Annotated in this window: 1 protein-coding gene and 1 pseudogene; both read left to right on the top strand. The window is 69.7% G+C overall.

The features are described 5' to 3' along the window. Window positions 1–873 precede the first annotated feature (873 nt). On the top strand, window positions 874–5457 hold the full coding sequence (gene gltB, locus IJH84_RS26740; RefSeq protein WP_295150415.1) for a glutamate synthase large subunit: 4584 nt from the start codon (window positions 874–876) through the stop codon (window positions 5455–5457). Continuing rightward, window positions 5450–5744 (top strand): annotated as a pseudogene (gltD, locus tag IJH84_RS26735) (glutamate synthase); the annotation flags it as partial. The gene gltB and the pseudogene gltD, both read left to right, overlap by 8 nt.

Here is a 5744-nt window from a genome sequence, read left to right as displayed (position 1 = left end):
GCGCCGTTCCGGATGCTGCCCGCCGCCGGGGAATGGAATGCGGTACAGCACGTGGTGGGCAATTCCTATCTGCTGCTCGGAATCGCAATGCTGTTGCTGCTGGAGCGTGATCTCCGGCGGCGACGGCGATCCCCGCGCTTCCTAGCCGAGACCACGGCCGCAGTTCGCTGAACCATTGTCCCGGCACCGCCCGATCGCTTCCGCGGCGATTCCCGGCCCGCGTGAGCGGATCGCTCGACCGGTGCGAACGGGCCGTTCGCCCGCCGTCCGGAAACGGCGTGGGTGCTGCATGTCCTTTGTGGACTCGAAACGGCCGAGTGGCTGGCCGATGGTGGTCTGTACCAGCGGGGACGGCGCCCGGCCGTGCTGCGAGGGAGTCCGGTTCGGGACTGTGCGGGCGAACCCGGCCACTGGACTGCGGCATCCGGATGAATTTCGGTGGCACGAGCGTACTTCCGCGGAGTCCAAAAGGGATCGTCCGACGGGTCTGCGCTAAGGCAAGGGTCACTCCGGTGTGCGCTAGGTCACGTAATGCTCCCGCTGGACCGAGCCAGCGCCGCTGCGCAGCGCGGATGAACGCTGGGTGGCGAGCTGTGCGGCGCCGGTGACCGGAGCTGGCGCGCGTTCGCAGCGGCGGTCTTGACCTGCGGCGGGACCGGTCCCGACAGGCGGCTGCGCCGAGCGCGCGGCCGGAATGTGACATTCACCTGCGTTACTGCGCCGTAGCTTTCCACCGCATCGGTCTGTACAGTGCCGAAAACTGACCAGCGGTTGCAACGGCGCATCCTTTTGTCAGTGCCCGAAGGTTTTCGCGGGCCCGCTGGCGAGTGACCACACCTCCCGCGTGTCCGTGGCCTGGCGACGGGAGGATCGATGCCGGATTCCCAGTATCTGAGAAACGAGGCGCAGCGCCGCGCCACCGGGCAGGGCCTTTACGACCCCGCCCACGACCACGACGCCTGCGGTGTGGCGTTCGTGGCCGACATGCACGGGCGGCGCAGCCATGCCCTCGTGGACAACGCGCTCACCGCGCTGCGCAACCTCGAGCACCGAGGTGCCAAGGGCGCCGACCCGGAGACCGGGGACGGCGTCGGCCTGCTGACGCAGGTCCCGGACGAGTTCTTCCGCGCCGTCGTGCCTTTCGAGCTGCCCGCGGCGGGCGGCTACGCGGCCGGGACCGCGTTCCTGCCCGCCGACGAGGCCGGAGCCGCCGCTGCCGTCGAGACCATCGAGCGGATCGTGGCCGAGGAAGGGCTCACCCTGCTCGGCTGGCGCGACGTTCCGGTGGTGCCGGACAACGCGGGCCGCACGGCGCGCGAGGTGATGCCGGGCTTCCGGCAGTTGTTCCTCGGGCACGGCCGCGAAGCGGAAAACGGCCGCGACGGTGCCGGGCAGGAGTCGGCGCTGCAGTTCGAGCGCCGCGCGTTCTGCGTGCGCAAGCGCGCCGAGCACGAGGCGAAGGTGTACTTCCCGAGCCTGTCCGCGCGCACCTTCGTCTACAAGGGGATGCTCAGCGAGACCCAGCTCGACGCGTTCTACCCGGACCTGCGCGACGAGCGGTTCGCCAGCGCCATCGGCCTGGTGCACTCGCGGTTCTCCACGAACACGTTCCCGTCGTGGCCGCTGGCGCACCCGTACCGGTTCATCGCGCACAACGGCGAGATCAACACGATGAAGGGAAACCGGAACTGGATGCGGACCCGCGAGAGCATGCTCGCGACCGACCTCATCCCCGGCGACCTCAAGCGGCTTTACCCCATCGCCACGCCGGACGGCAGCGACTCCGCGACGTTCGACGAGGTGCTGGAACTGCTGCACCTGGGCGGGCGGAGCCTGCCGCACTCGGTGCTGATGATGATCCCGGAGGCGTGGGAGAACCACGCCGAGATGGATCCGCAGCGGCGCGCCTTCTACGAGTTCCACAACTACTTGATGGAGCCGTGGGACGGCCCGGCGCTGGTGGCGTTCACCGACGGCACCCAGATCGGCGCGGTGCTCGACCGCAACGGCCTGCGCCCTGGGCGCTACTGGGTCACCGACGACGGCATGGTCGTGCTGGCCAGCGAGGTCGGCGTGCTGGAGCTGGACCCGGCGCGGGTGGTGCGCAAGGGCCGGTTGCAGCCGGGCCGGATGTTCCTGGTGGACACCGGCGCGGGCCGGATCGTCGACGACGACGAGATCAAGGGCGGGCTCGCCGCCGAGCACCCTTACCAGGAGTGGCTGGACTCCGGTGTGGTGCACCTGGGCGACCTGCCGGAACGCGACCGGGAAGTGCCCTCGCACGCCTCGCTGGTGCATCGCCAGCAGGTCTTCGGCTACACCGAGGAAGAGCTCGGCGTGCTGCTGCGGCCGATGGCCGCCGGTGGTGCCGAGCCGATTGGCTCGATGGGCAACGACGTGCCGTTCGCGGCGTTCTCGAAGCGCCCGCGGCACCTGTTCGACTACTTCACCCAGCTGTTCGCGCAGGTCACGAACCCGCCGCTGGACGCGATCCGGGAAGAGCTGGTGACTTCGCTGGCCACCCACGTCGGCCCGGAGCACAACCTGCTCGACCACGACCCGGACGCCTGCAAGCAGCTGGTGCTGCCGTTCCCGGTGCTGGACAACGACCAGCTCGCCAAGATCGTGCACATCGACGACGACGGCGACCGCCCGGGGCTCAAGCCCGCGATCATCCGCAGCACCTTCGAGGTCGGCGGTGGCGGGCAGGCGCTGCGGCAGCGCCTGGACGAGATCTGCGAAGAGGTCTCGGCCGCCGTCGCCGACGGCGCGCACGTGCTGGTGCTGTCCGACCGCACCGCCGACGCCGAGCACGCCCCGATCCCCTCGCTGCTGGTCACCGGCGCGGTGCACCACCACCTGGTGCGGGAGAAGAACCGCACCCAGGTCGGCCTGGTCGTCGAAGCCGGCGACGTGCGCGAGGTGCACCACGTGGCGCTGCTGATCGGCTACGGCGCGGCCGCGGTCAACCCGTACCTGGCGATGGCCAGTGTCGAGGACCTGGTGCACAACGGCGTGCTCCAGGGCCTTGAAACCCACCAGGCCACCGCGAACCTGATCAAGGCGCTGGGCAAGGGCGTGCGCAAGACCATGTCCAAGATGGGGGTCTCCACGGTGGCCTCCTACACCGGCGCGCAGATCTTCGAGGCGATCGGGCTCGGCGAAGAGGTCGTCGAGCGCTGCTTCGCGGGCACCACTTCGCGGCTCGGCGGAGTCGGTTTCGACGGGCTGGCCACCGAGGTCGCCGAGCGGCACCGCAAGGCGTACCCGGCCGACGGCGTGCAGGCCCCGCACCGGGATCTGCACGTGGGCGGCGAGTACCAGTGGCGGCGCGAGGGCGACCCGCACCTGTTCAACCCGCGCACCGTGTTCAAGCTGCAGCACTCCACGCGGGCCGGGCGCTACGAGATCTTCAAGGAGTACACCAAGTCCGTCGACGACCAGTCGCGGGACCTGATGACGCTGCGCGGGCTGTTCAAGTTCCGCGAGGGCGTCCGCGAGCCGGTGCCGGTCGAGGAGGTCGAGCCGGTCTCGGAGATCGTCAAGCGGTTCGCCACCGGCGCGATCTCCTACGGCTCCATCTCGCAGGAGATGCACGAGACGCTGGCCATCGCGATGAACCGCCTCGGCGGCAAGTCGAACACCGGTGAGGGCGGCGAGGACGCCGATCGGTTCACCGCCGACGCGGATGGCGACTCGCGGCGTTCGGCGATCAAGCAGGTCGCCTCCGGCCGGTTCGGCGTGACCAGCGAATACCTGGTCAACTCCGACGACATCCAGATCAAGATGGCGCAAGGTGCCAAGCCCGGTGAGGGCGGCCAGCTGCCCGGCCACAAGGTCTACCCGTGGATCGGCAAGACCCGGCACTCCACGCCGGGCGTCGGGCTGATCTCCCCGCCGCCGCACCACGACATCTACTCGATCGAGGACCTGGCGCAGCTCATCCACGACCTGAAGAACGCCAACCCGGCCGCTCGCATCCACGTGAAGCTGGTCAGCGAGGTCGGCGTCGGCACGGTCGCGGCCGGGGTGTCGAAGGCGCACGCCGACGTGGTGCTCATCTCCGGGCACGACGGCGGCACCGGTGCCTCGCCGCTGTCGTCGATCAAGCACGCGGGCGGTCCCTGGGAGCTGGGCCTGGCCGAGACGCAGCAGACGCTGCTGACCAACGACCTGCGCGACCGGATCGTGGTGCAGACCGACGGCCAGCTCAAGACCGGCCGGGACGTGCTGATCGCGGCGCTGCTGGGCGCGGAGGAGTTCGGCTTCGCCACCGCCCCGCTGGTCGTGTCCGGTTGCATCATGATGCGGGTCTGCCACCTCGACACCTGCCCGGTGGGCGTGGCCACGCAGAACCCGGAGCTGCGCGCGAAGTTCAACGGCAAGGCCGACTACGTGGTGAACTTCTTCCAGTTCATCGCCGAGGAGGTCCGGGAATACCTGGCACAGCTGGGATTCCGGTCCATCGAGGAGGCGATCGGGCACGCCGAGCTGCTCGACACCGACGAGGCGGTGCGGCACTGGAAGACCGCCGACCTGGATCTTTCGGCGATCACCCACGTGCCGGAGCTGCCCGCGGGCAAGCCGCTGCACAACACCACCACCCAGGACCACGGCCTGGACAAGGCGCTGGACAACACGCTGATCCAGCTCAGCGAGGGCGCCTTGAAGGAGGGTTCTCCGGTGCGCCTGGAACTGCCGGTGCGCAACGTCAACCGCACCGTCGGGACCATGCTCGGCCACGAGCTGACCAAGCATTGGGGCGGTGCGGGGCTGCCGGACGACACGATCGACGTGACGTTCACCGGCTCGGCGGGGCAGAGCTTCGGCGCGTTCGTGCCGCGCGGCATCACGCTGCGGCTGCTCGGTGACGGCAACGACTACGTCGGCAAGGGCCTGTCCGGCGGGCGGATCGTGGTGCGCCCGCCGCAGAACGCCTCCTACACCGCCGAGGACAACGTCATCGCGGGCAACGTGCTGCTCTACGGCGCGACCGGCGGTGAGCTGTTCGTGCGCGGCGTGGTCGGGGAGCGGTTCTGCGTGCGCAACTCCGGCGCGGTGGCCGTCGTCGAAGGCGTCGGCGATCACGGCTGCGAGTACATGACCGGCGGGCGCGCGGTGATCCTCGGCGACTCCGGCCGCAACTTCGCGGCGGGCATGTCCGGCGGCATCGCCTACGTGCTGGACCTGCGCGCCGACCGGGTCAACCCGGAGATGGTCGACCTCGACCCGCTCGACGACACCGACGCCGAGTTCCTGCACGACCGGGTGCGCAGGCACTTCGAGCAGACCGCATCGCAGGTCGCCGCGGAGCTGCTGGCGGACTGGGACCTGGCGCTGCGCCGGTTCGGCAAGGTCATGCCGCGCGATTTCAAGCGGGTGCTGGAAGCCCAGAGCGCCGCCGAACGCGATGGGCGCGACGTCAACGACGCGATCATGGAGGCGGCTCATGGCTGACCCGAAGGGCTTTCTCACCACCGAGCGCCAGACGCCGCAGCGCAGGCCGGTGGACATCCGGATCAAGGACTGGCGCGAGGTCTACCTCGAGTTCGAGCAGGACAACGTGCAGAAGCAGGCCGGGCGCTGCATGGACTGCGGCATTCCGTTCTGCCACCAGGGCTGTCCGCTGGGCAACCTCATCCCGGAGTGGAACGACCTGACCTGGCGCGGCGACTGGGCCGACGCGATCCAGCGGCTGCACGCCACGAACAACTTCCCGGAGTTCACCGGGACGTTGTGCCCGG

Origin of the sequence: Saccharopolyspora sp. (assembly GCF_017434145.1) — a bacterium.
In the GTDB taxonomy this organism is placed as follows: Bacteria; Actinomycetota; Actinomycetes; order Mycobacteriales; family Pseudonocardiaceae; genus Saccharopolyspora_C; species Saccharopolyspora_C galaxeae.
The sequence above is the reverse complement of the archived record's forward strand: the minus strand, read 5'-3'. Positions and strand labels throughout refer to the sequence as shown.